This window comes from Geodermatophilus sp. CPCC 205506, assembly GCF_051383635.1.
In the GTDB taxonomy this organism is placed as follows: domain Bacteria; phylum Actinomycetota; class Actinomycetes; order Mycobacteriales; family Geodermatophilaceae; genus Geodermatophilus.
The window spans coordinates 1-23,966 of the sequence record NZ_JALPKP010000058.1; the positions used below are offsets into that span (position 1 = coordinate 1).

The 23,966-nt window shown below is 74.9% G+C and carries 24 protein-coding genes, 1 pseudogene and 1 riboswitch; of the genes and pseudogenes, 7 read left to right on the forward strand and 18 right to left on the reverse strand.

What is annotated here, in order from left to right; translation table 11 throughout:
• Positions 1–75: 75 nt before the first annotated feature.
• The 8 genes from MY520_RS23870 to MY520_RS23905 form a co-directional block, all read right to left on the reverse strand.
• Positions 76–1,107: a ribonucleotide-diphosphate reductase subunit beta gene (locus tag MY520_RS23870; RefSeq protein ID WP_436695177.1), complete on the reverse strand. Its 1,032-nt coding sequence runs from the start codon at positions 1,105–1,107 to the stop codon at positions 76–78.
• Positions 1,104–3,476, reverse strand: coding sequence for a ribonucleoside-diphosphate reductase subunit alpha (locus MY520_RS23875; protein WP_436695178.1), 2,373 nt, complete (start codon positions 3,474–3,476; stop codon positions 1,104–1,106). The genes MY520_RS23870 and MY520_RS23875 overlap by 4 nt, the downstream gene beginning before the upstream one ends.
• Positions 3,477–3,595: 119 nt before the next feature.
• A riboswitch (cobalamin riboswitch) is annotated at positions 3,596–3,811 on the reverse strand.
• 69 nt (positions 3,812–3,880) lie between these two features.
• Complete coding sequence (locus tag MY520_RS23880; RefSeq protein WP_436695179.1) at positions 3,881–4,828, reverse strand: VOC family protein; 948 nt, start codon at positions 4,826–4,828, stop codon at positions 3,881–3,883.
• A 192-nt stretch (positions 4,829–5,020) separates the two neighbouring features.
• Positions 5,021–6,040 (reverse strand): amidohydrolase family protein, encoded by a 1,020-nt coding sequence (locus tag MY520_RS23885; protein WP_436695180.1) that lies wholly within the window; start codon positions 6,038–6,040, stop codon positions 5,021–5,023.
• Between the two features lie 53 nt (positions 6,041–6,093).
• The gene (locus MY520_RS23890; protein WP_436695181.1) at positions 6,094–6,870 is read right to left on the reverse strand and encodes a DUF1932 domain-containing protein; all 777 of its coding nucleotides are present in this window, start codon (positions 6,868–6,870) and stop codon (positions 6,094–6,096) included.
• On the reverse strand, positions 6,867–7,979 hold the full coding sequence (locus MY520_RS23895) for a 4-oxalomesaconate tautomerase (RefSeq protein WP_436695182.1): 1,113 nt from the start codon (positions 7,977–7,979) through the stop codon (positions 6,867–6,869). Before MY520_RS23895 ends, MY520_RS23890 begins: the two co-directional genes overlap by 4 nt.
• Positions 7,972–8,682, reverse strand: coding sequence for a 4-carboxy-4-hydroxy-2-oxoadipate aldolase/oxaloacetate decarboxylase (locus MY520_RS23900; RefSeq protein ID WP_436695183.1), 711 nt, complete (start codon positions 8,680–8,682; stop codon positions 7,972–7,974). Before MY520_RS23900 ends, MY520_RS23895 begins: the two co-directional genes overlap by 8 nt.
• 103 nt (positions 8,683–8,785) lie before the next feature.
• Positions 8,786–9,430, reverse strand: a complete 645-nt coding sequence (locus tag MY520_RS23905) for a GntR family transcriptional regulator (RefSeq protein WP_436695184.1) — start codon at positions 9,428–9,430, stop codon at positions 8,786–8,788.
• A 138-nt stretch (positions 9,431–9,568) separates the two neighbouring features.
• Here MY520_RS23905 and MY520_RS23910 point away from each other — a divergent pair.
• The 3 genes and pseudogenes from MY520_RS23910 to MY520_RS23920 form a co-directional block, all read left to right on the forward strand.
• Positions 9,569–9,693, forward strand: a pseudogene (locus MY520_RS23910) (LysR family transcriptional regulator); the annotation flags it as partial.
• Positions 9,694–9,831: 138 nt separating this feature from the next.
• Positions 9,832–10,512, forward strand: a complete 681-nt coding sequence (locus MY520_RS23915; protein WP_436695206.1) for a LysR substrate-binding domain-containing protein — start codon at positions 9,832–9,834, stop codon at positions 10,510–10,512.
• The gene (locus tag MY520_RS23920; protein WP_436695185.1) at positions 10,476–11,273 is read left to right on the forward strand and encodes an SDR family NAD(P)-dependent oxidoreductase; all 798 of its coding nucleotides are present in this window, start codon (positions 10,476–10,478) and stop codon (positions 11,271–11,273) included. The genes MY520_RS23915 and MY520_RS23920 overlap by 37 nt, the downstream gene beginning before the upstream one ends.
• Before the next feature lie 11 nt (positions 11,274–11,284).
• Here the strand turns inward: MY520_RS23920 and MY520_RS23925 are convergent, their stop codons facing one another.
• From MY520_RS23925 to MY520_RS23940, 4 genes are all read right to left on the reverse strand, one after another.
• A complete protein-coding gene (locus tag MY520_RS23925; protein WP_436695186.1) occupies positions 11,285–11,614 on the reverse strand; it encodes a putative quinol monooxygenase in 330 nt (109 codons plus the stop codon).
• Between the two features lie 82 nt (positions 11,615–11,696).
• A complete protein-coding gene (locus MY520_RS23930) occupies positions 11,697–12,722 on the reverse strand; it encodes an NAD(P)-dependent alcohol dehydrogenase (RefSeq protein WP_436695187.1) in 1,026 nt (341 codons plus the stop codon).
• Entirely contained in the window at positions 12,719–13,486 is a 768-nt protein-coding gene (locus MY520_RS23935) for a metal-sulfur cluster assembly factor (RefSeq protein WP_436695188.1), read from the reverse strand. Before MY520_RS23935 ends, MY520_RS23930 begins: the two co-directional genes overlap by 4 nt.
• Positions 13,483–14,541: an amidohydrolase family protein gene (locus MY520_RS23940; RefSeq protein WP_436695189.1), complete on the reverse strand. Its 1,059-nt coding sequence runs from the start codon at positions 14,539–14,541 to the stop codon at positions 13,483–13,485. The genes MY520_RS23935 and MY520_RS23940 overlap by 4 nt, the downstream gene beginning before the upstream one ends.
• A gap of 204 nt (positions 14,542–14,745) precedes the next feature.
• On the opposite strand from MY520_RS23940, the gene MY520_RS23945 reads away from it, so the two are divergent.
• Positions 14,746–16,200 (forward strand): helix-turn-helix domain-containing protein, encoded by a 1,455-nt coding sequence (locus tag MY520_RS23945; protein ID WP_436695190.1) that lies wholly within the window; start codon positions 14,746–14,748, stop codon positions 16,198–16,200.
• A gap of 14 nt (positions 16,201–16,214) precedes the next feature.
• On the opposite strand, the gene MY520_RS23950 is transcribed toward MY520_RS23945, so the two are convergent.
• From MY520_RS23950 to MY520_RS23960, 3 genes are all read right to left on the reverse strand, one after another.
• Positions 16,215–16,568, reverse strand: coding sequence for a thioredoxin family protein (locus MY520_RS23950; protein ID WP_436695191.1), 354 nt, complete (start codon positions 16,566–16,568; stop codon positions 16,215–16,217).
• 13 nt (positions 16,569–16,581) lie between these two features.
• The gene (locus tag MY520_RS23955; protein ID WP_436695192.1) at positions 16,582–17,517 is read right to left on the reverse strand and encodes an oxygenase MpaB family protein; all 936 of its coding nucleotides are present in this window, start codon (positions 17,515–17,517) and stop codon (positions 16,582–16,584) included.
• A gap of 89 nt (positions 17,518–17,606) precedes the next feature.
• Positions 17,607–18,560: an intradiol ring-cleavage dioxygenase gene (locus MY520_RS23960; protein WP_436695193.1), complete on the reverse strand. Its 954-nt coding sequence runs from the start codon at positions 18,558–18,560 to the stop codon at positions 17,607–17,609.
• Positions 18,561–18,758: 198 nt separating this feature from the next.
• On the opposite strand from MY520_RS23960, the gene MY520_RS23965 reads away from it, so the two are divergent.
• The 3 genes from MY520_RS23965 (at position 18,759) to MY520_RS23975 (ending at position 20,866) form a co-directional block, all read left to right on the forward strand.
• Positions 18,759–18,929 carry a hypothetical protein gene (locus MY520_RS23965; RefSeq protein ID WP_436695194.1) on the forward strand — a complete coding sequence of 57 codons (171 nt, stop codon included), beginning with the start codon at positions 18,759–18,761 and terminating at the stop codon, positions 18,927–18,929.
• A gap of 49 nt (positions 18,930–18,978) precedes the next feature.
• Positions 18,979–20,100, forward strand: a complete 1,122-nt coding sequence (gene cobT / locus MY520_RS23970; RefSeq protein ID WP_436695195.1) for a nicotinate-nucleotide--dimethylbenzimidazole phosphoribosyltransferase — start codon at positions 18,979–18,981, stop codon at positions 20,098–20,100.
• 94 nt (positions 20,101–20,194) lie between these two features.
• Complete coding sequence (locus MY520_RS23975; protein WP_436695196.1) at positions 20,195–20,866, forward strand: PRC-barrel domain-containing protein; 672 nt, start codon at positions 20,195–20,197, stop codon at positions 20,864–20,866.
• Positions 20,867–21,174: 308 nt separating this feature from the next.
• On the opposite strand, the gene MY520_RS23980 is transcribed toward MY520_RS23975, so the two are convergent.
• The 3 genes from MY520_RS23980 to MY520_RS23990 all read right to left on the reverse strand — a co-directional run bounded on the left by MY520_RS23980 (position 21,175) and on the right by MY520_RS23990 (position 23,937).
• Positions 21,175–21,810, reverse strand: coding sequence for a vWA domain-containing protein (locus MY520_RS23980; RefSeq protein ID WP_436695197.1), 636 nt, complete (start codon positions 21,808–21,810; stop codon positions 21,175–21,177).
• A 363-nt stretch (positions 21,811–22,173) separates the two neighbouring features.
• Positions 22,174–23,298, reverse strand: a complete 1,125-nt coding sequence (locus tag MY520_RS23985) for an AAA family ATPase (protein ID WP_436695198.1) — start codon at positions 23,296–23,298, stop codon at positions 22,174–22,176.
• 84 nt (positions 23,299–23,382) lie between these two features.
• The gene (locus tag MY520_RS23990; protein WP_436695199.1) at positions 23,383–23,937 is read right to left on the reverse strand and encodes a TetR family transcriptional regulator; all 555 of its coding nucleotides are present in this window, start codon (positions 23,935–23,937) and stop codon (positions 23,383–23,385) included.
• Positions 23,938–23,966 lie beyond the last annotated feature (29 nt).

Here is a 23,966-nt window from a genome sequence, read left to right on the forward strand (position 1 = left end):
ATGGCCAACATCGACTCCTGACCGCAGGCGGCCCCGAGGGGCAGAAATGGCCATTTCTGCCCCCTCGGGGTGCGCTCAGAAATCGGTGTCGTCGAAGGACACGGTGCCCGCGACGCCGACCTGGTAGGCCGACACCCGCCGCTCGAAGAAGTTGGACAGCTCCTGCACGTCCTGCAGCTCCATGAAGCCGAACGGGTTGCGCGAGCCGTAACGCGGCGGGATGCCCAGCAGCTCCAGCCGCCGGTCGGCCACGTGCTCGAGGTAGGCGCGCATGTCCGGCAGGCTCATCCCGGGCACTCCCCCGCCGAGCAGGTCCTCGGCGAACCGGTACTCGCACTCGACCGCCTCGGCCAGCATCGCGCCGACCTGCGCCTCCAGCTCGTCGTCCCACAGGTCCGGCTCCTCCCGCCGGACGGTGTCGACGACGTCGAAGGCGAAGGCCATGTGCATCGACTCGTCCCGGAACACCCAGTTGGTCCCGCTGGCCAGCCCGTTGAGCAGGCCGCGGGAGCGCAGGAAGTAGACGTAGGCGAAGGCGCCGTAGAAGAACAGCCCCTCGATGCAGGCCGCGAAGCAGATGAGGTTGAGCAGGAACGCCCGCCGGTCGCCGCGGGTGCGCAGCTCGTCGAGCTCGCCGAGGGAGTCGATCCAGCGGAAGCAGAAGTCGGCCTTGCGCTTGATCGACGGGATGCTCTCGACGGCGGCGAAGGCCTCGTGCCGCTCGGCCTCGTCGGGCACGTAGGTGTCCAGCAGCGTCAGGTAGAACTGGACGTGCACCGCCTCCTCGAACAGCTGCCGCGACAGGTACAGCCGGCCCTCGGGCGAGTTGACGTGCTGGTAGAGGTTGAGCACCAGGTTGTTCGCCACGATCGTGTCGCCGGTGGCGAAGAACGCGACCAGCCGGCCGACCAGGTGCCGCTCTGCCGGGGTGAGCCGGGCGAGGTCGGCCAGGTCGGAGTGCAGGTCGACCTCCTCGACGGTCCAGGTGTTCCTGATCGCGTCGCGGAAGCGGTCGTAGAAGTGCGGGTAGCGCATCGGCCGGAGCGTGAGCTCCATGCCCGGGTCGAGCAGCATCGAGGTCTCCTCGGGGGCGAGCGGGGTGGTCACTGGCAGGCCTCGCAGCTCTCCGGGTTCTCCAGGGAGCAGGCGACCGCCGCCTCCGACCGCACCCCGACCGTCGCCTGCTGGATCCGCGTGGCCGGGCGGGAGCGCAGGTAGTAGGTGCTCTTGAGCCCGGACTTCCAGGCGTAGAGGTACATCGAGGACAACTTCCCGATGGTCGGGCTGGCCAGGAACAGGTTGAGCGACTGGCTCTGGTCCACGTACGGCGCCCGGGCGGCGGCCAGGTCGATGAGCGCCTTCTGCGGCAGCTCCCACGCCGTCCGGAACAGCTGCCGGGTCTCCGCCGGCAGGTCGGTCAGCCCCTGCACCGAGCCCTCGGCGCGCTTGAGCGCCTCGCGGGTCTGCTCGGTCCAGCCGCCGAGCCGCTTGAGCTCGGCCACCAGTGCGCCGTTGACCTGGAGGAACTCACCCGACAGCGTCTCCCGCTTGAACAGGTTGGAGACCTGCGGCTCGATGCACTCGTAGCAGCCGGCGATCGAGGCGATGGTCGCCGTCGGCGCGATCGCGACGAGCAAGGAGTTGCGCAGGCCGTGCTCGGCGACGGCGGCCCGCAGCCGGTCCCACCGCCCGGTCCGGGTCGGGACGGGGCCCCAGAGGTCGGGCTGCAGCACCCCGTCGGCCGCCCGGGTGTCGGCGAAGGCCGGGTGCGGGCCGTGCTCGGCGGCCAGCGCGGCCGAGGTCTCCAGCGCGGTCAGGTACACCTCCTCGGCGATCCGGGTGGACAGCTCGCGGGCCGCGGCGCCGTCGAACGGCAGCTTCAGGGCGAAGAACACGTCCTGCAGCCCCATGACGCCCAGCCCCACGGGCCGCCACCGCGGGTTGCTCGCCGCGGCCTGCGCGCTCGGGTAGTAGTTGATGTCGATGACCCGGTCGAGGAAGCCGACCGCGGTGGTGACGGTGGCGCGCAGCCGCGCCCAGTCCACGCCGGTCGCGGCGCCGTCGGCCGCGCGCTCCAGGTGGGCGGCCAGGTTGACCGAGCCCAGGTTGCAGACCGCCGTCTCCGCGTCGCTGGAGACCTCGACGATCTCGGTGCACAGGTTGGACAGGTGCACGACGTTGCCCGGGCGGGCGGTCTGGTTGCAGGTGCGGTTGGCGGCGTCCTTGAACGTCATCCAGCCGTTCCCGGTCTGGGCGAGGGTGCGCATCATCCGGCCGTAGAGCTCGCGGGCCGGCACCTGGCGGACGAACCGGCCGGCGGCCTCGGCGGCGCGGTAGGCGCGGTCGAACTCCTCGCCCCACAGGTCGGGCAGCTCGGGCACCTCGTCGGGGTCGATCAGCGACCACGGCTCGTCGGCCTCCACCCGGCGCATGAACTCGTCGGGCACCCAGTTGGCCAGGTTGAGGTCGTGGGTGCGGCGGGCGTCCTCGCCGGTGTTGTCGCGCAGCTCGAGGAACTCCTCGACGTCGGGGTGCCACGGCTCGAGGTAGACGCAGGCCGCGCCCTTGCGCCGGCCGCCCTGGTTGACCGCGGCCACCGAGGCGTTGAGCGTGCGCAGCCACGGCACGATGCCGTTGGAGCGGCCGTTGGTGCCGCGGATCAGCGCGCCGCGGGAGCGCACCCGCGACCACGAGACGCCGATGCCGCCGGCGAACTTGGACAGCGCCGCGATCTGGGCGTACCGCTCGTAGATGGAGCCGAGCTCGTCGCGGGGCGAGTCGACGAGATAGCAGGAGCTCATCTGGGTGTGCCGGGTGCCGGAGTTGAACAGCGTCGGCGAGCTCGGCAGGTAGGCCAGCGAGCTCATCAGGCGGTAGAAGCCGATCGCCTCGGCCGGCGTCCGCGACAGCCCGCAGGCCACCCGGAGCAGCCAGTACTGCGGCGTCTCGACGACCAGCCGGGTGACCGGGTGCCGCAGCAGGTAGCGGTCGGCGACGGTGCGCAGCCCGAAGTACTCGAAGCGGCGGTCGGCGTCGGGGTCGACGGCGTCGTCCAGCTTGCGCGCGTGCTTGGCGACGAAGGCCGCCGTCGCGTCGCCGATCAGCCCCTCGGCGTGCCCGAGCGCGATGCTCTGGCTGAACGAGGCGATGCCCTGGCCGGCGACCTCCTTGCGCACGTAGTTGGCCAGCAGCCGGGCGGCCAGCCGGGAGTACTCGGGCTCCTCGCCGGTCATCTCGGCGGCGGTCCGGATGGACAGCCGGTCCAGCTCCGCGCTGGTCGCGCCGTCGTAGAGGCCGCTGATGGTGCGGGTGGCCACGCGCAGCGGGTCGACCCAGGTGAGGTCGTCGCACCACCGTTCGACGGCTCGGACGATCTTGTTGACGTCGACCGGCTCCAGGTCGCCGCTGCGCTTGCGCACCTGCATGGTGCTGCGCGTCGCGGCCGGGGCCTGGGCCGGCTGGTCGGTGAGGGTCATCTGCTCGCTCGCTCCTCGTGAGCTCCGGAGTCCGGGCGAGGAGGGAGGCCGCCAGCGCCGGACGCGGCCGGGGCTGTCCGACGGACCCGATCCCCGGGGTCCCGGACGACCGCGCACGGGCGTGCGCGGTGCGGCTGGCAGGTCTTCGGACTCGCGGGCACGCCGACTCTCGTCGGCTCCTACTGGCCGTCGCTTCCCAGGTGGATCGCACCCAGTGCCTGTGACGGCGGTCGTTCCCACTCACCGCTGCGGGACAGTCCCGGACTCGCACCGGGTTCCCTCTTGCCCCGGTCCGCTCGAGGAGAGCGTTCCGGACCAGCTGCACCACCACCATATGTGGAGGATCCGACAAGTCCCCGCCACCACATGTGGACGGCGTGTCCCGCGCTACGAGCCCGAGGCGGTCACCCGACCGGCGGCGTGCCGTGGGTGTGGAAGGTGTCGATGGTCGTCAGCCCCCACGCCTGCCCCTTGGCCCGCTCGGCCTCGGTCCAGTCCACCGGCTGCCAGTCGGGGGCCAGCAGCACCCGCGCGCCGGCGTTGCACAGCTCGATCCGGTTCCCGCCCGGCTCCCAGACGTAGAGGAAGAAGGTCTGCTGGATGGCGTGCTTGTGCGGGCCGGTCTCGATGTGCACGCCCTGCTCGAGGGCGATGTCGGCGGCGCGCAGGATGCCGTCCCGCGAGTCGACGGCGAAGGCGATGTGGTGCAGCCGGCCGGGGGTCTGCGTCCAGTCGCGGGTGTAGACGGCGTCGTAGGTCTTGTTGGTGAAGGTGGTCCAGCTGCCGGCGACGGTGCCGTCGTCCAGCACGATCTGCTCGGTCACCAGCGCACCGAGGGTGTCGCGCAGGAAGTCCCGGTTCACCACCGGCTCGACCCCGAGGTAGTTGATGTGGTCCAGCCGCCGCACCGCCACGCCGTAGGAGGGGTAGGCCTGGGCCTGGTTCTTCAGCGACGGCTTCAACCCCTCCGGCGGGCTGTACCACTCCGACTCGTAGTAGAGACCGAACTCGTGGTCGTCGGGGTCGGTGAAGACGTAGGTCGGCCCGTAGCCCGGGTCGCCGTCCTGCCAGCCGATCCCGCGCCCGGTCGCCTCGATCTCGGCCACCCGCCGCTGCAACGCCTCGGGGCCGGCCGCGCGCAGGTTCGTGCGCCCGACGCCGGAGGTCGTGTGCGCCGTGAGCTTGATGGTGGCCTGCTCGTAGTCGTCCCACGCGCGGAGGAAGACCGAGTCGCCGGCCGACCCGTTCTCCGTCATCCCGAGGTACCGGGTGAAGAACTCGACGCTCTCCTCGAGCACCGGCGTGCGGAGCTCCACATGGGCCAGATGGGCGATCTCGTGCAGCGGGGGCATGACCTCTCCAGTCAACGGTCCGGGGGTGCGTGCGGTCCGGACGACGAGCGTGGTCGTGGCTCGCGTTCCACAGCCCAGGGTCGGAGAAGCCGGTTCATCGGTCCAACACCATGATGTGGCCCCAGGCATCGCGATCGGTGATGGACGGGCCCCGGCGGGGGCAGCCCGGACACCGCCTGCCGGAGGGTCCGGTCACCGGTTGCGGGCCGTCAGCGCGGCGTCGAGCCGCGGGTACACCCGGCGGACGTTGCCCTCGAACACCTTCTCGCGGTCCTCCGGCGTCAGGTCGAGCGCCTCCACGTAGCGCCGGGTGTCGTCGAAGTACTGGCCGGTCCGCGGGTCGATCCCCCGGACGGCGCCGACCATCTCGGAGCCGAACAGGATGTTGTCGATGTCGATGACGTCGAACAGCAGGTCGATGCCCGGCTGGTGGTAGACGCAGGTGTCGAAGAAGACGTTGCCCATCACCGCCTCCTCGACGGCGGGCCGGCCGAGCATGTCGGCGAGCCCGCGGAAACGGCCCCAGTGGTAGGGCACCGCTCCGCCACCGTGCGGGATGACCAGCCGCAGCTCGGGGAAGTCCGTGAACAGGTCGGCCTGCACGAGCTGCATGAACGCCGTGGTGTCGGCGTTGAGGTAGTGGGACCCGGTGGCGTGGAAGTTCTTGTTGGTCACCGCGGACACGTGCACCATCGCCGGCACGTCGAGCTCGACCATCGCCTCGTAGAACGGGTACCAGCTGCGGTCGGTCAGCGGGGCCGACGTCCAGTGGCCACCGCTCGGATCGGGGTTGAGGTTGCACCCGACGAAGCCGAGCTCCTCCACGCACCGCCGCAACTCGGCCACCGACGAGGCGATGGGCACGTCGAGCGACTGCGGGAGCTGGCAGACGCCGATGAAGGAGTCCGGGTAGAGCGCCACCACTCGCGCGATGAGGTCGTTGTTGACCTGCGCCCAGCGGGTGCTCACGGCCTCGTCGCCCACGTGGTGGCCCATCGCCGAGGCGCGCGGCGAGAAGACGGTCAGGTCGATGCCCCGCTCGGCCATCAGGCGCAGCTGACTGCCCTCGATCGTCTCGCGGATCTCGTCGTCGGAGATCTCCGGGTAGGGCGGCGGCTGCTCGCCGGCGCCGAACGCCGCCTTCTGCTCCTCGCGCCAGGCGGTGTGCGGCGCCGGGGCGGTGGTGTAGTGGCCGTGGCAGTCGATGATCATGCGGTCTCTCCTCGCGTCGGGTCGGTGGTCCGGGCGCCGTCCGGGCGCAGCGATCAGGTGTCCTGCCGGTCGCGCAGGTCGACCAGCAGGTCGCGGGCGGCGGCGGCGATCCGTGGCGGCACGCCGAGCTCGGTGAGCTGGTCGGTGGCGGCGGTCATCTCGTCCGCGCGGCGCCGGGCGTGCCGGTGGGTGCCGTCCACCAACCGGTCGATGGTCCGCTCGTCGAAGCCGGCCAGCTCCGCGCCGATGTTGTCCCGCAGCCAGTCGGCACAGCCGGCGGCCTCGGCCGCGGCCAGCGCCTCGACGACCGCGGCGGCCAGCCCCTTGTAGAAGACGCTGCGCAGCAGCTTGCGGGAGATCGCCTCCCCGGCCGGACCGGGCTGGATCGTGACCTCGGCCCCGAACCCGGCGAGGACCTCGGCGTAGCGGTCCGCGCCCTCGCCGGAGACCAGCATCGGGGTGCGCACCCCTTTGCCGGGCACCGGCGACATGAGCGCCACGTCGACGACGGGGACGTCGCGGCCGGCGAGCCGGTCCACCAGCGCCGTCTTCACCCCGGGGGAGGCGGTGTTCAGGTCGGCCCAGACGGTGCCGGGGCGCAGCGCCGGCAGCGCGTTGACCAGCGCCGTCCCGGCGTCGTGCGAGCTGTTCACGCTGAGCACCAGGTCGGCGTCGGCGACCGCCTCGGCCTCGCTGCCGCGGGGCTGCACACCCTCGACCACGATGCCCTCGGGGTCGTAGCCGCGGACGTCGGCGCCGGCCGCGACGAGGTCGCGGGCGATCTCCGACCCGGCCTCACCCAGCCCGAGGAGGGCGATGCGCGCGGTCACCGGGCGCTCCCCTCGACGGCGGCCCGGGGGAACGCCGTGCCGTCGAACAGCTTGCGCGCGGTCCGCACCACACCGGAGCGGACCGCCCGGGGTGGCGAGGAGCCGGCGTCGACGACGACGTCGACCAGCAGGTGACCGGTCGGGTGCTCGACGTCGACCTGCGACCGGTCGGCGGCCCAGGCGGCGGTGAGCTCGTGCCCGACCGCCCCGGGCAGGAGCATGCCGGTCACCACGCTCACCGCGGCCAGGACGCCGATCGAGGTGTGCGGCTGCACCGGGATGAACGACCGGGTGCACACCTGACCGCCGTCCCGGGCCGGGGCGAGCAGCACGGTCTTGGGCACCGACGAGCTGGCCACGTCCCCGAGGCCCATGAGCTGTCCCGCCTTGGTGCGCAGCGCGTCCACCCGCTCCAGCAGCGCGCTGTCGGCGGCCAGCTGCTCGTGCGACTCGTAGCCGGTCAGCTCGAAGGACTCGGCCGTCGCCAGCACCACCGGCATGCCGTTGTCCACGCAGGTGACCTCGACGCCGTCGACGGAGTCACGCACGTGGCCGGTCGGCAGCAGGCTCCCGGTCGCGGACCCCTCGGTGTCGGTGAAGGCGAGCACCACGGGCGCGGCCGTACCCGGCACCCCGGCGATCGCCACGTCGCCGCGGTACTCGACCCGGCCGCCCGGCGTGGGGAACGTGGCGACGGCGATGCTGTCGGAGTTCACCATCCGGATCCGGACGGTCGTCTCGTCCGCGCCGGCGGGCACCAGACCGCGCTCGACCGCGAACGGCCCGACGCCGGCCAGGATGTTGCCGCAGTTCTGCCGATCACTGACGGTGGCCTCGTCCACCCCCAGCTGCAGGAAAAGGTAGTCGACGTCGGCCCCCGGGTGCTCCGACGACCCGACGACGGCGACCTTGCTGGTCAGCGACGTCCCGCCGCCGAGGCCGTCGATCTGCCGCGGGTCGGGCGTGCCCATGAGCCGCAGCAGCAGGTCGTCGCGGGCCCCGGGGTCCGCGGGCAGGTCGCCCGGCTCGACGTACAGGCCCCGCGAGGTGCCGCCGCGCATCATCGTGCAGCGGACGCCGGCGTCGTCGTAGCCGGAGGCGTCACTCACCGCCGGCCTCAGTGCGGTACTCCTCGTAGGTCACGTACTCGATGCCGAACTCGGGCAGCCGCTCCCGCAGGCCGTAGCGGTCGAGCCCCAGCTCGCCGGACCGGAAGGCGGCGCGCGCGGCGGCCTCCTTGTCGAGCCGGGCCTGCGAGGCGGTCAGCGCCCGGCCGACGTGGGCCCGGGGCACGACCATCACGCCGTCGTCGTCGGCGAGCACGACGTCGCCTGCGTGGATCGTCTGGCCGCCCAGGACGACGGGCACGTTGACCGCGCCGGCGGTCGCCTTGACCGACCCCTGCGCGCTGACCGCCCGCGACCAGGCCGGGAAGCCCATCTCGCGCAGCTCCGCGACGTCACGCACGCCGCTGGCCAGGACCACGCCCCGCACCCCGCGGTGCGCCAGCGCGGTGGCGAACAGCTCTCCGAACAGCCCGTCGGTCGACGGCGAGTTCGTGGCCACCACGAGGACGTCGCCCGGCCGGCACTGCTCGACCGCGACGTGGATCATCAGGTTGTCCCCGGGCCAGCAGACGACCGTGACGGCGGTGCCACCGATCCGGGCACCCGGCCACGCGGGCCGGTACTCCGGGCCGAGGTACCCCACCCGGCCGAGCGCCTCGTGCACGGTGGCGACGCCGTAGCCACCCAGCGTCTCGGCCTCGCCGGCGTCCGCCCGCGGCGGATCGGTGACGACGACGGTTCTCATGCCGGCACCCCCGCGGACTCGACGCGGCCGGCTGCGGGTGCGCCGGCCATCGGCCGACGGGTGGAGGGGTGGGACACGGGCGCTCCTCGGGGTTCGGGGTGGATCAGTGGGCAGTGGACTCGGCGAGGGCGGCGACGACGCTCTGCAGGTGGCTGCGCGCCGCCGCCTCGGCCGCGCGGGGGTCGCGGGCCGCGATGGCCTCGACGACCCGGTGCAGTTCGGTGGAGGAGAGCCGGGCGCGGCCCGGCCGCAGGGACAGCTGGAACTGGTGGCGCACGATCTGCGCCTGCAGGCGCTCGATCAGCCGTCCGGCGGTGGCCTGCCGGGCGGCGTCGCGGATGAGCGCGTGCAGCTGCGCGACCAGCGCCGAGTACTCGAGCAGGTCACCGTCGGCCACCGCCCGCTCCATGGCGTCGGTCTGGGTGCGCAGCCGGTCGATCTCCGCATCGGTGATGCGCTCGGCCGCCTTCGCCGCGAGCAGGCCCTCGAGCACCGTGCGGCACTCGACGATCTCGATCGCCTCCGCGACGGACACGGTGCGCACCCGGGCACCCCGGTTCGGGATCCGCTCGACGAGCCCCTCGGCGATGAGCGCGTCGATCGCCAGCCGGACGGCGTTGCGGGTGACCCCGAGGTCCTCGGCGAGATCGGCCTCGACCATGCGGTGCCCCGGGGGCATCTCCCCGCGCGTGATCGCCGCGCGCAGCCGATCCTCGGCGGCGTCCCGGCCGTGCGTTGCGACCTCCATGGCGACCTCCCGTGACCTCCACCTGCCACCCTAAACTCGTCGACACGATTGTCAACAATCATGTCGGCATGAGCCCTCGACGGCCGCCGCGACCACACTGTCGCCAGGTCGGTGCGGCCTCAGCGATCGGAGACGGGAATGGACCTGCGGCAACTGGAGTACGTGGTGGCCGTCGCCGAGGAGCGCAGCTTCACCCGCGCCGCGGCCCGCTGCCAGTCGTCCAGTCGGCGTTGAGCGCCCAGGTGGCCCGCCTGGAGCGCGAACTGGCGGTGACGCTCTTCCACCGCACGAGCCGCTCGGTGCGCGTGGCACCGGCCGGGGAGCTCCTCCTCCCCCACGCCCGGGCGCTGCTGCGGGGCGCCGAGGTCGCCCGCGCCGAGCTCGCCGCCTTCTCCGGAGCGGTGACGGGGCGGCTGCGGCTGGGCGTGGTGGGGACCGCCGGGCGCGGCGTCGCGCTCGTCGAGCGCACGCTGGCCGCCTTCCGCCGGCGCCACCCGCAGGTGGAGATCGCCGTCGAGGACACCGGGAGCCGGCACATGGCCGACCTCGTCCGCACCGGGGAACTCGACGTCGCGTTCGTCGGCCTGTTCGCCGACCAGGTCCCTCCGGGCGTCGTCCACCGGCTCCTGGCGGAGGAACCCCTGGTCGCCGTCGTGGCCCGCGACCACCCCCTCGCCGGGCGGGAGAGGACGGCGCTCGCCGACCTGGCCGAGGCCGGCCCGCTGATCGAGATGCGCGGCGAGTCCGGGCTCCGGCTGCAGGTGGACGCGGCCTTCGAGCGGGCCGGCGTCGTGCGGTCGGTGGCCTTCGAGCTGGGCACCTCCGACGCCGTCGTCCGGTTCGCCGGCCTCGGCTTCGGAGCCGCGCTGGTGCCCGCCTCCGCGGCCGGGGGCGCGGCCGGTGTCGCCGTCCTCGCCGTGGACGACCCCGCCGCGCGGCACCCGATCAGCCTCGTCCACCCCCCTCGCGAGCAGTCGACGCCCAGCGCCCGCGCCTTCCTCACCCTGCTCGACGCCCCCGACCACCGACCCCCCGAGGAGACCCCGTGGACCTGCAGCTCACCGGACGGCGCGCGATCGTGACCGGCGCCAGCCGCGGCATCGGCCTGGCCGTCGCCGACGGCCTCGCCGCGGAGGGGGTGGACGTCGCGCTGGTGGCCCGGGGCGAGGAGGCGCTCGCGGCGGCCGTCGAGCGGGTCCGCCGGCACGGCACGACGGTGCTCCCCTGCCCCGCCGACACCCGCGACGACGACGCCGTCCGGGCACTGGTGGACCGCGTCGCCGGCACGCTCGGGGGCGTGGACATCCTGGTCAACGCCGCCGCGCGGCCGGCCTCGGCGGGACCCGTGCCGCCACTGGGCGAGCTCACCGACGACGACCTGCGGATCGAGGTCGAGACGAAGGTGCTCGGCTACCTGCGCTGCGCGCGGGCGGTCGCCCCCCACATGGTCGCCGCCGGGTGGGGCCGGATCATCAACGTCAGCGGGCTCAACGCGGTCCGCACCGGCTCGCTGGTCGGGTCGGTGCGCAACGTCGCCGTCGCCGCGATGACCGCCAACCTCGCCGACGAGCTGGGCCCGGCCGGGATCACCGTCACCGTCGTCCACCCCGGGATCACGGTGACCGAGCGCCGGGCGCAGGCGATCGCCGAGCAGGCGGCGCGGGAGGGCCGGCCGGCCGAGGAGATCGCGCGGGAGATGGCCGCGGGCACCAGCACCGGCCGGCTGGTGACCCCCGCCGAGGTGGCCGACGTCGTCACCTTCCTGGCCTCGCCGCGCAGCGCCGGGATCACCGGCGACGCGATCACCGTGGGCGGCGGCACGCGCGGCACCATCCGCTACTGACCGCGGCCGGCTCAGCCCCGGTCGACCCGCAGCTCGCCGAGCTCGGACCAGTCGTCCTGCGGCACCGTGACGTTGACGATCCGCGGGGTCTCGGCCAGGTGCGCCGGCAGGTCGCTCTGGGCGGCCTTGAAGTGCGCCGACGTGACGTGCGCGCTCGCGGCGTCGTCGTTCCGGAACGCCTCGACGAGCACGTACTCGGTCGGGTCGGCCACGCTGCGGGACCAGTCGAACCACAGGCAGCCCGGCTCGGCACGGGTCGCCTCGGTGAACGCGCGGCTGATCTCGGGCCAGGCGTCGGCGTCCTCCGGGCGGACGCGGAACTTGGCGGTGATGAAGATCAAGAGCTACTCCTCTCGAGCTGACGGCCCCTCTGCAGGGCCCCGCCGCGAGCTCGCGAGCGGTGGGGGGCAGAGGGGTCCTTTCTCAGGGGACGAGGATCGCGCGGCCGCGCACCCGCCCGGCCGAGAGGTCGTCGATGGCCGTCTGGAAGTCCTCCAGCGGGTACTTCGCGGTGTGCAGGGTGACCTTCTGCTGGGCGGCCAGCGCCATCAGCTCGACCAGGTCGTTGTAGGAGCCGACCAGGTTGCCGATGATGTTGATCTCGGTGGAGATGAGGTCGATGGTCGGGACGTCGACGTTCTCGCCGTATCCGACCACGTGGTAGTCGCCGGCCCGCCGGGTCATCCGGATGCCCTCGGCCGTCGTCCCGTTCTCACCCACGAAGTCGACGACCTGCTCGGCGCCGTGCCCGCCGGTCAGCTCGAGCACCTCCTCGACGTGGTCGCCGTCGGCGACGACGCCGTGGTGCGCGCCGATCTCCACCGCCAGCTTCACCGCGTCGGGGTTGCGGTCGACGACGACGATCTGCGCCGGGGAGAGCGCGGCCATCACCTGCACGCCGATGTGCCCGAGCCCGCCCGCGCCGATCAGCACGACGCGGTCCCCGGCCCGCAGCTTCCGGGCCGCCTTGGCCACCGCGTGGTAGGCGGTGAGGCCGGCGTCGGCCAGGGCGGCGACGTCGGCCGGCTCGAGCGCGTCGTCGATCCGGACCACGCTGCGCGCCGACGTCCGGAGGTACTCGGCGTACCCGCCGTCGGTGTCGATGCCGGGGAACGAGGAGTTCTCGCAGTGCACGTCGTCGCCGGACCGGCAGGCCCGGCACAGCCCGCAGGTCATCAGCGGGTGCAGGATGACCTTGTCGCCCTCGGCGACGTTGGTGACGGCGCTGCCGACGGCCGACACCCACCCCGCGTTCTCGTGCCCGATCGTGTATGGCAGCGCGACGCCGGACTTCTCGGCCCACTGCCCCTCGAGGATGTGGATGTCGGTGCGGCAGACCCCGGCCCCGCCGATCTTCACGACGACGTCGTGCGGGCCGGTGACCTCCGGCTCGGGGACGTCGTCCATCTGCAGCGGCTGGTGGTAGTCGACGACGCGGACGGCCTTCATGGGGTGGGCTCCTTCACGACGCTCAGGGGGATGAGGGGACGGTCCTCGGGGCGGGGCGCCTGGTCGGCCTCCGCGCCCGGGTAGCGGGTGGCCAGCAGCCCGCGGCAGAAGTGCGCGTTGCCGTCGACGGAGATCCGCACCGAGCGGGCCCGGCGTAGCCGCAGCGGCGCCTGCTCCCGGCTCGGGCGGGTCCCGTCGTCGTCCACGAGCACCGGGGCACCGGCGTCCACCGGCAGCCCGAGCGCGGCCCGGCGGCGCAGCAGCGCCACCGTCGTCGGCGCTCCCGTCGGCAGGTCGCCGAGCACGAGGTCGGCGACGTCTGCCTCCGCGCGGGACGGGTCGCTGCGGAGCAGGCCGGTGATCGCCCGCTCCATGGCCGCGGTGTGCGCCTTGCGGGCGAAGGTCGCCCGGAGCTCGTCGAGCGACTCCTCGGCCTCGTGGCCGAACGTGCCCCGGTAGCCGGCGCCCGCGGCCAGGCCGCGGTTGATGAGGCCGGAGTCGGAGTGGTCGTCGAGGGCCACCACGACCCGTGCCACCCCGGGGACGGCGGCCACCGCCTCGTGCGCGTCCGAGGCCATGAGCCAGGCGAAGTTGGGCGCGCAGAACGACGTCGGCAGGCGCAGGTGCACCTCGACGGCCGCGCCGTCGACGTCGACCGAGCGGACGAAGCCGAGGTCGGTGATCGGCTCGTCCAGCTCGGGGTCGACCACGGTGCCGAGCGCGGCCCGGACCTCCGCGCCGAGGTCCGGCAGGACCGCGGTCACCGCCGCTCCCCGCCGGCCATCGCCAGGTCGGCGGCGCCCGGCTCGCGCGGGCCGGTGGCCGGCTCGCCGGCGTCGGGCAGCCGCAGCCGCTCGGGCACCGGGAGGTCGTAGAGCCGTGCGGCGTTGAGCCCGAGCACCTTCTTCTTCGTCGCGGTGGTGAGCGGCGCGTACTCGGTGAGGTCCTCCGGGATCTGGAAGTCCACGAAGCGCTCGACCAGCCACTTCGGCGTCCAGAGCGCGTAGTCGCTGGAGAACAGGATGCGGTCCTCGCCCACCCAGTACAGGAGCTCGCCGATGATCTGCGCGAAGTAGCGCGGCCGGGTGTGGATGAACGGCATCGCGACGGCCAGCCCCGCGTGCACGTTGGGCTCCTGGGTGGCGATCCAGCAGAAGTCCTCCAGCCGGGGCAGGCCGCAGTGCTCCACCACGAAGGTCAGGTCGGTGAAGTCGGTCGCCACGTGGTCGACGTCGGCCACGTCGAAGGCGTCGCGGTCCAGCGGGCGGATCGTCGGGCCCTTGTGGATGTGGATGTTGGTGATCCCCACCTCGCGGCAGACCTCGAAGTACCGGTAGGCCATCGGGTCGGTCAGCTTCCAGCCACGGGACTCGCCGTGCCAGTCGGCGGTGTAGAGCTTCACGCCCTTGAGGCCGAAGCGCTCGGCGTCGGCGCGCAGCTGGTCCAGCCCGTTCTCGCCGTCGCGCGGATCCCAGTAGTGGTTGTACGTCAGCTTGTCCGGGTGCTGCGCGGCCAGCGCCGACGCCTCGTCGGTCTGGCCGAACCCCCGGTGGTAGAACTCGGCGAGCCGGGCCGGCTGGAAGACGGCGTGGTCGACGATCCCGTCGACGAAGACGTCGCGCATCAGCCGCTCGCCGCCCTGGTACAGGTACTCCTCGTAGGACCACACCTCGGACTCGGGGCTGAGGTTGCGGTGGTAGTCGTAGAAGCAGTCGATGAACTGCTTGCCGTGCACGTTCCGCTGGTTCTCCGGTCGCGCGTCCCACAGGGCGATGTGGGCGTCGACGATGAAGTAGTCCTCGCCGTCCTTGCTGTACACCTGCGGCCTCCCTGCTCGGCTGTGACAGCGGTCACGCTGTACCGGCGACGCTAGGCAGCCGGGGAGGCCGCGAGAAGCGGGCCGGTGTCTCACTTTGGAACGTCGTCGGCGGAGCTCGCGCGTGTGGCGCGGCCCACACCGCACGTACATTGGGCCGGGCCGCCCGCGCGGGGGCGGCGCCCACCGCACGGCTCGGGAGGCCCCGTGGACGCTGACCCGGCCGACCTCCTGGCGGTGGCGCCGTCGGCGGCTCCGCGGTTGCGCGCCTCCTGGCGGCGCAGCGAGCAGTACGGCGTTTCGCCCGACGCGGTCTCGCCGGTCTTCACCGGCTCCCTGGACACCGGTTCGCTGCTGCACGCCTGCGCCACCCAGGTGCTCACCGGGCTGCAGTCGACGATCCCGGGCGAGCCGGTGAGCCTGATGGTCGCCGACCGCGACGGCCTGGTCCTGGCCCGCCTGTGCAGCGACCCCGGCATCCGCCGCTCGCTGGACCGGGTGCACCTCGCGCCGGGCTTCTCCTACGCCGAGCGCAACGCCGGGACCAACGGCCTCGGGCTGTCCCTGGCCGACCGCGCCCCCTCGCTCGTCCGGGCCGCCGACCACTACTGCACGGAGCTGCGCGGGTTCACCTGCGCGGCGGCGCCGGTCCTCGACCAGGTGACCGGCGAGCTCGCCGGCAGCATCAACCTCACCACCTGGTCGGACTCCTCCTCCGAGCTGCTCCTCGCGCTGGCCCAGGCGGCGGCGGACGCGACCAGCGCGCTCATGCTGGTCCGGTCGACCGGGCGGGTGGTCCGGCCGGCCCCGCGCGGGGAGCTCGTCCACGTCGTCGGGGAGCACCTCCTCCCGGAGGTGGGTGACCCGTGCGTGTCCGCCGGCTGGCGGGCCGCGGTCGCCGCCGCCGAGGCCGCGACCGCCGCGGGGCGGCTGCTCGCGGTCGTCGGGGAGGCCGGGGCCGGCCGGTCCACGCTGGCCGCCCTGGTGCGGCGCCGGCTCTCGCCCCGCACGCGGATCCTGCACGCGCGGGCCCCCGAGGCCGCCGACGTCGCACCGTGGCTGGAGCTGTGGACGCCGGAGCTGCGCGCGCCCGACGTCTGCGTCGTCGTCTCCGGCGTCGAGGACCTGCCGGCGTGGGCCGCCGGGGAGCTCGCCGCGATCCTGAGCCAGGTGCACCGCGCCGGTGGCGGGCCGCCGCCGGTCGCGCTGACCGCGCCGGACTTCACCGGGGTCCCGGAGCAGCTGGCCCCGCTGGTGGACGCCGTGGTGGAGGTGCCGCCGCTGCGGCAGCGGGCCGAGGACGTGCTGCCGCTGGCGCACCTCCTCGCGCACGCCGAGCGGCGTCGCCCCGTGGCCTTCACCCCGCGCGCCGCCCGCGCGCTGACCGGGTGCGCCTGGCCCGGGAACGTCCGGCAGCTGCGCCGGGTGGTCCGGGAGGCGGTGGCGCGGGCGGACGTCGTGGACCTGCACCACCTCGCCCCCGAGGTGCTCGACGGCGGCGGCCGCGCGCTCACCCGGCTGGAGCGGCTGGAGCGGGACGAGATCGTGCGCGTGCTCACCGAGCCGGGCACGACGCTGACCCGGGCCGCCGAGGAGCTGGGCATCGGCCGCGCCACGCTCTACCGCAAGATCGCGCAGTACCGGATCACCGTGCCGCGCTGACCGCCGCCGGCCGGTCAGGTCGGCGGGAACTGCTCCCGGACCGCCGCCATGTCCAGCGACCGGATGGTGGCGATCAGCAGCTCGACGGAGTCGGCGGGCAGCGAGCCGGGCTCGGCGAAGACCAGGACGCCGTCCCGGTAGACCATCAGCGTGGGCACCGCTCTCACACCGACGGCCGTGGTGAGGGCCGGCTCGGCCTCGGCGTCGACGGTGGCGAAGACCAGGTCGGGATGGCGCTCGGCGGCCGCGGCGAACACCGGCGCGAACCCCCGGCTCGGGCCGTACCAGGCGGCGCGGAAGTCGACCAGCACGATGCCGGAGGCAACCGTCGCCGCGAAGTCCCGTTCCGACAGCGCCACCGTGGTCACGTCGCGCCCGCCCTCACGACGCCTCCCGCGCCCACGCCGGCGCGGGTCCGAGCCCGAGCCGCCAGCGCGCCGCCTCCTCCGACGGGCTGCGGGGCCCGAGCACCAGCTGCAGCGCGCGCAGCTGCGCGCGGGTCACCGGCAGCCGGACGACGCCGAGGCCCCGGCCCGGGACCCCGGCCGAGGCCGCCACGACCGGGGACACCAGCAGCTCCGCGGCCCCGGCCAGCCCGCGGTAGAAGACCTGCTCCGCCGGGCCGAGACCCGGGGGCGCGGTGAGGAAGGCCCGCAGCTCGCCGGGCACCGGCTCGAGGGCCGGCCGGTACTCCGCGAGCGCCGCGGCCAGCTCGGCCTCGGTCGCCGGGAGGTCGCCGGCGCCGAGCGCGCGGGCGCTGCGGGCCCACTCGGCCACGTAGGTGTCGGCCCAGCGCCGCCCGAAGCGTGCCCGGGGCGGCCGTCCGACGGCCTGCTGCGCGGCGAGGAAGGCGTCGGTGAACGCCAGGTGCACCCACCGCAGCAGCGTCGGGTCGGCGGCGGAGTACGGCCGCCCGGCCGCGTCGGTCCCCCGGACGACGGCGTGCCGGGCGCGCACACGGGCGGCCTCCCGCTCGGCCAGCTCCGCCGACCCGAACGTGGTCACCACCAGCCAGCGGGCGGTCCCGGCCAGCCGGGCCCAGGGGTCGGCCAGGTAGGCGGAGTGCTGCCGGACGCCGGCCAGGGCCAGCGGGTGCGCCGCCTGGCCGAGCAGCGCGGTCACCCCACCCACCAGCGTGGCGAGGTCGCCGTGGACCCACCACACCACGCCGTCCGGCTCGAACCAGCCCGGCCCCTCGCCGACCCGCGCGATGTCGCGGACCCAGTCCGGCACGCCGCTCGGGTCGCCGGAGACCCGGGCGCGGAACCTCGACCGCACGGCCTCGGGCAGTGCGGTGACGGCGGGCACGGCGGGCACGGCTCCACCGTGCCAGCCCTTCGAGGGCTGCGCCTCCCGCCACCGGCCTCGGGCGGCCGCGCCGCCGCCCGGGACGTCGCCGCGGACGATCAGTTCGGCGGGCTCCCGGGCGGCGGACCACCGGGGCCGCCACCGCCGGGAGCGCCGGACGGTGCGCCGTCGCCGGACAGCTGCCCGCCGGTCGGGGTCGTGCCGGTGTCGACCCCGACGGCGAGGGTGACGGTGTAGCCGCCCGCGACGTCGCCGGTCACCGTGGCGAGCTGGGCGGCGCCGCCGTCGTCCCCGAAGACGTTGTCGCTGTCGAGGCTCAGCTGGGCCAGGTTGCGCACCGAGGCCTCGTAGCCCGCCTCGGCGAAGACCCGGTCGCAGACGTCCTGCGGCAGGGCCACCTGCGACGTGGCGATGGCGTTGGCGGCGTCGGTGATGCCGGCCTGGTCGGGGTAGACCTCGAAGTGGATGTGCGGCCAGCGCCCGGTGTAGCAGGCCGGGAAGACGCTGGTGAACCGGACGCGGCCGTCGGCGTCGGCGACCTGCACGCCGCGCAGGTAGTTCTCGTTCTCGACGCCTTCCGAGTAGAGCGAGTAGCGCCCCTCGCGGTCGCAGTGCCAGACGTAGACGGCCACGCCCTCGAACGGGGTGCCGCCGTTCGCGAGGTCGGTCAGGGTCAGCTCGAGGGTCATGGGCACGCCCTCGGCGGTGCCGCTCCCCGTTCCGAAGCTCGACCGGATGTCGCTGCGGACGATGCCGCTCTGCTCGAGCACGTCCGGCCCGTTGGAGCCGTCGCCCGGATAGGGACCGGCCGTCTCGTCGGGGATCTCCCCCGACGCCGCGGCACTGCTCGACGTCGCCGTCGAGGTCGAGCTCCCCGAGCTCCCGCCGCAGGCGGCCAGCCCCGCGCCCGCGGCGCCGAGACCCAGGACGGCCAGCAGCCGCCGCCGCGTCAGCAGCGTGCCGACGTCGAAGCCGAGCCCCTGGTCCACCACCTCGTCCTCCGGCCGGGGCAGGGGCCGCCCCTCGTACGTCGCCTCGCGGTGCTCTCGCACGGGTTCTCCGATCGTCGTCGCGGTGTGCGGGCCCCACCCTGACGGGCCTCCCGGTCGAACGACTGGAGGACACCTGGACGTCGGCTGTGCACGGGGTCCCGGCCGTGTGACTCCCGGCACCCCGGACTTTGGTCCCTCGGCGCGAGGCCGCCGGACCGGGACGCTTGTGAGCGTTCACAGACCGACCGAGGGGACCGGATGGCCGAGCTGGACCAGATCCTGCGCTGGATCGAGAGCGATCCGCCCGCGACTCCGGCGGAGCTGCAGCGCGCCGCCGACGCACTCGCCCACAGGGACGCGGAGGACAGCGCCCGGATCGCCGCCGCTCGGCTGCGCATCGCCGTGAAGCTGGAGCGACTCGGGCTCTGACCCCACCCGGCGACGTCCGCCGCACATGGCCGTTGGCACGATGACCAGGATGGACGCTCCTCCGGCGGGTGGACCGCGCACCGACCCCTCCCCGTTCCGCGGCACCCTCCTGGGCGAGACGATCGCCGCCGTGCGGCCGCGCGACCCGGCCGCCGAGGGCGCCGCCCGCGACCGGCTGGAGCGGATGACCAAGCCGCCGGGCTCCCTCGGCGTGCTGGAGGACGTCGCCGCGCAGCTGGCCGGCACCGCGGGCGCCTGCCCACCACCCCTGCCCCTCCCGGCGACGGTCGCGGTCTTCGCCGGCGACCACGGCGTCCACGCCCGCGGCGTCACCCCGTGGCCGCAGGAGGTGACCGCGCAGATGGTGGCCAACCTCGCCGCCGGCGGCGCGGTGGCCAACGCGTTCGCCGCGCAGGTGGGCGCCGAGGTCGTGGTGGTCGACGTGGGGGTCGCCGCGCCGCTGCCGCCGACGGCCGGGCTCCTCGACCGGAAGGTGCGGCCGGGCACCGCCGACCTCTCCGCCGGTCCGGCGATGACGCTGGAGGAGGCCCGTCGCGCGGTCGAGATCGGCATCGAGGTGGCGACCACGCTCGTCGCCGGCGGCAGCCGCTGCCTGGTCACCGGGGACATGGGGATCGCCAACACGACGGCGTCCGCCGCCCTGGTGTGCGCGTTCACCGGTGCCGCGCCCTCCGCGGCGACCGGCCGCGGCACCGGCGTCGACGACCCGACCCTCGCCCGCAAGGTGGACGTCGTCGCCCGCGCGGTGGCACGGCTGCCCGGACGGCCGGGGACGCCCGGGGCGGCGCTGGCCGCGCTGGCCGAGGTGGGCGGCCTGGAGCACGCCGCGCTGGCCGGGTTCGTGCTGGGCGGCGCGGCGGCCCGCACACCGGTGCTGCTGGACGGCGTGATCGCCGGGTCGGCCGCGCTGGTGGCCGCGGCGCTGTGCCCGGACGCGGTGGCCCACGTGCTGGCCGGGCACACGTCGGCCGAGGCCGGGCACGCCCCGGCCCTGCGGGCGCTGGGCCTGCGGCCGCTGCTGGGGCTGGACCTGCGTCTGGGCGAGGGCACCGGCGCACTCCTGGCGCTGCCGCTGGTCGCGAGCGCGGCGCGGGCGCTGCGGGACGTGGCGACCTTCGACTCGGCCGGGGTCACCGGGAAGCCGGGCTGACCGCCGAGGACCGGGTGTCCGGTTCCGGCGGCCCGGGTACGGGACCCGGGGCCGGGCGGACGACGACACCCGGGGGACCCACCTGGAGGTGGCGATGGGCCTGCCCGATCGAGACGTCGCAGCACAGTGGGTCGGCCGGACGGTCGTGGACCGCGACGGCACGGAGATCGGCACCTGCGCCGCCGTGTTCGCCGACGAGGCCACCGGGCTCCCGGAGTGGATGGCCGTCGAGGTCGGCGGGACGCCGGCGATCGTGCCCCTGGTGGACGCGGAGGAGCGCGGCACCCGGGTCCTCGTGACGGTGCGCCGGTCCGAGGTGGAGTCCGCGCCGGAGACGACCGACACCGGCCGGCTGTCCGAGGCCCAGGAGGCGACCCTCTACAGCCACTACGGGATCGAGTACTCGCGGGAGGCATCGGAGAGCCTGCTGCCGGCCGGGGAGCCGGCGCCCTCCGCCGTCGGTGGCTCCTCCGGCACGGCCGCCGGGCACAGAGCGGTTCCGGCCGAGCCCGCCACCGGCGCGGAGCCGGGTGAGCGCGCGTCGGGGGGACGCGGCCGCCGGCCGGCTCTCGCCCTCGGGGCCCTCGCCGCCCTCGTCGCGGTCCTCCTCGCGGCAGCGTCCAGGCGCAGGCAGAGCCGCCGGCGGGCGCTGCGGCGTCCGGCGACCCCCGCGGAACGCGTCGCCGCACGCGCCCTCGCCGCCGTCGCGGCGGCACGGGCGGCGGGCTCCCGGGTCGCGGCGGCCGCTGCGGCGCGCCGGGGGTAGCGCAGCGGTTGCGCGAACCAGCGGGCGGGGTACCTGGCACCGGGCCGGACGACGACGGCACTCGACCGACCACCCGGGAGGTGGCGATGGGCCGGCCCGACAGAGGCGTGGCAGCACAGGAGGTCGGACGCGGTCCCCGGGTCGCCCTCGGGATCGGGGCCCTCGGCGTCGTCGGCGCCATCCTCGTCGCGACGTCCCGGCGGGTGCTGCCCCGGTCGTAGCCGGCCCTGTCCACGCGGCCCACCTCCTGCCAGCACCCGGTCAGGCTGCTGGCCGGGTCCTGGCGGTCCCTGCTGGCCGAGTGCCGGTCAGTCCGCGAACACCGCGGTCAACGCGCCGGCGACGTCGCGGTGGTCCCGGACCGTCCGGAGCCGGCCGCGGCCCAGGCGGGCCAGGTCGCGGCCCAGGTCGACGTCCTTCTCCCCGGAGACGTCCAGCAGCACGTCCAGCCGGGGCAGGCGGGCGGCGGTCAGCCGGGGATCGGGCCCGGCGTTGTGCACGCAGTCGCTGAGCAGCAGCACCCGGGCGTCGCGGGCCGGCGCGCCGGGCAGCTGCTTCGCAGCGGTCTCCAGCGCGAACGTCACGTTGGTCAGCCCCTGCGTGGGCACGCGGAGCAGCAGGTCCAGGACGGCGAGCGGAGCGACCTGCTCGCCGAGCCGGACCAGCACCGCCGCGTCGGACCAGAACGCGACGACGGCGACCTGGTCACGGGCCAGCTCGCCGGCCAGCGCGCCGACCGTGGCGGCCGCCGTCCGCACCCGCTCGCCCTTCATCGACCCGGAGACGTCGACCACGAGCACCACCGAGCGGCGCTGCCGCACCCGCTCGCGGACGATGATGTCCCGCTCCTCCGGGAACGGGTCGGCGGCCAGCAGCTCCAGCGTCCGCTCCAGGTCGAGCTCGTCGGAGCCGCCGCTCCAGGGCAGGCTGGTCAGCTCTCCCACCCCGCGCCGCGGCCGCCGGTCCCGGGGCGGGCGCGGCACGGCCAGCCGCCGGGCGATCGACCGCGCCCGGCGCCGGGTCTCCTGGTCGGCCGAGCTCTCGGACGTGAGGTCGGCGAGCGCGACGAGCTCGGCCGGCTCGTCGGTCGTCGCCGGCGTCGTCCCGCCCGGGGGGTGCGCCGGCGCCCGGTCCCGCCGCCGGTCCCCCGACGACAGCGCGAGACCCGCCCCGCCGGGTGCCGGCCGGTACAGCGCGGGCTGCTCGGTCAGCTGCTTGGGCTTGCGGCGCAGCGGCTTGAGCCCCCGGGGCGTTCCCGGCCGGCTGCGGTCCCGCCGGGTGACCGGGGAGTCGGCCTCGACGGCTCTTCAACCGGGGTCGGCCGCCGAGGGCTCGAGCAGGTAGTGGTCCTCCCAGATCTCGCGGAGCACGGCCTCCGGCGTGGTCTCCACCGTCTCGTCGAGGAAGATCCGGCCCGACAGCGCGAGCAGCAGGGCGTCCAGGACGACGGCGGTGTAGTCCTCGGGCAGCCCGCGCGGCGGCTGCACCGAGGGCTCGTCGGGCAGAGGGACGTCGCGCATCGCGGCCAGCTGCGCGGCGACGAGGGCGAGGTCGATGGCCCCGCGCACGCTGCTGCCCTGACGGACGTCGTCCCGCCCGCGCGTGGCCCGGGTCAGCGCCACCGCGTCGGCGACCAGCCGCGGCGACTCGACCCCGGTGCGGCGGCCGACGATCCCGCGCTCCGCCTCGGCGTCCTGGTAGCCGATGGCCAGCCGCACCAGCCGGTCGTGGACGGAGGTGGAGAGGCGGGTCGTCCCGATGGTGTCGTAGGGGTTCATCGAGGCGATGACCCGGAAGGTCGGCAGCGCCTCGACCGTGCCGACGCGGGGGACGGCCATCCGCCGCTCGGCCATCGCGGTGAGCAGGGTGTTGAGGGTGTCCTCGGGCGCGCGGTTGAACTCCTCGACGTACAGGAACCCGCCCGTGCGCATCGCCTTGACCAGCGGGCCGGGCACGAAGTTGTCCGGCGAGTAGTCCTCGCGCAGCACCCGCGCCGGGTCGTGGTGCCCGACCAGCCGGGTGGGCGTGAGGTCGGCGTTGCCCTCGACGAACACCAGCGGCACACCCCACTCCGCGGTGATCGCCCGCAGCAGCGTCGACTTCGACGTGCCGGGCGGCCCCTCGAGGAGCACGTCCCGGCCCGCGGCGGCGGCGGCCAGCAGCAGGTCGAGCTCGCGCTCCCGGCCGACCAGGTGGCGGGCCACCCGGCGGCGGATCTCCCGCACCGAGGACCCCGCCTCGTGGGTGACCCGGTGGCCGGTGACGACGACGTCCTCACCGACGACGTCGTCGAGGACGTCGTCCTCGCCCGGCAGTGGCGTGGGGTGGCTGTGCGGAATCGTGGTCGGCTCCTCGGTCCCGGGGCCGGTAACGGCGGGTGCACCCGTCGCCCGGATCCCCTTCCTCGTACCCCGGTCCGCCCGGGAGGTCACGCCGCGGGACGGACCCGCCGGCGCAAGCGACGGTAATGACACCGCGTGCCACGAGGCAACCGCACCCCCGGCCGCGGCGCCCGCTCAGCCCGCCGGCGGCTCGGGCGGGAGCAGGAGGTCGAGCATGCGGGCCAGGGCCGCCCCCAGGTCGCTGCCCGGGTGGGCGATCCAGTGCTCGTGCGCGGCCAGGGTGGCGGCGAGCACCGCGTGCCCGACGGCGACCGGGAAGAGGTCGTCGGAGTGCGGCCGGCCGCGCGCGAACTCGGCGGCCACGCCGCGCCACTGCGCGTAGATCCGCGTCGCGTGTGCCTGGAGGACCGGCTCGCCCAGCACCAGCTGCGCCCGCTGCCAGGCCCACTCCCGCTCCTCCGGGGGGAACCGGAGGGCGGCGACGACGGCACGCACGATCGCCGGGCGGTACGGCTCGCCGGGATCGGCGGCGGCCAGCCCCTCCCGCAGCCGGGCGAGCTCGGCCGGCGAGTCGGCGAAGCAGACGTCGGCCTTCGTCGGGAAGTACCGGAAGAAGGTGCGGCGGCTGATGCCGGCCGCCCCCGCGATGTCGTCGACGCTGGTCTCGTCGAAGCCCCGGGCCACGAACAGCCGCTGCGCGACGGCCGCCAGCTCGTGCGCGCTGGTCACCGCCGGCCGGCCACCCCGGTCACCACTCG